This is a genomic window from Facilibium subflavum (assembly GCF_003574485.1).
Lineage (GTDB): Bacteria > Pseudomonadota > Gammaproteobacteria > Francisellales > Francisellaceae > Facilibium > Facilibium subflavum.
Map to the genome: position 1 here is coordinate 1 of NZ_QLIT01000066.1, position 518 is coordinate 518.

1 pseudogene is annotated in these 518 nt (G+C 42.5%); it reads left to right on the forward strand.

The window, feature by feature from the left end:
• Window positions 1-518: pseudogene (locus DNK84_RS04960) on the forward strand (IS630 family transposase); the annotation flags it as partial.

Consider the following 518-nt stretch of genomic DNA (forward strand, 5'->3'; position numbering starts at 1 on the left):
CAGAAGGCAAACGTAGTGGTCAGCCACGTAAGTTAAACATCAAACAGGAAGCCTTATTGCTTGCCACAGCATGCACAAACCCGCCCAAAGGATGTAGCCGTTGGACATTAAATCTTTTAGGCGATCAACTGATGATGCTGACAGAGCTTGAAGAAATATCTTTGGAAACGATCAGAAAGCGTTTAAAAGAAAATGAGCTTAAACCCTGGCAGAAAAAAATGTGGTGTGTTGGTAAGCTTGATGCGGAGTATATTGCACGTATGGAAAATGTATTAGATTTATATGCTCAGGAAGCTGACCCTCTAAGGCCTATTGTTAATTTTGATGAAGCAGGTAAGCAATTAGTGAAAGACGTTAGCGCCCCATCTTTGGCTAAGCCTGGTCAAGCTGCACGTGAAGACTACGAGTATGAGCGTGCAGGCATGATGAATATCTATATGCACTTTGATCGCCATAATGGTTGGCGAAAGGCAGTTGTTACAGAAAATAAAACGGCATTAGACTTTGCAGAGTGTGTG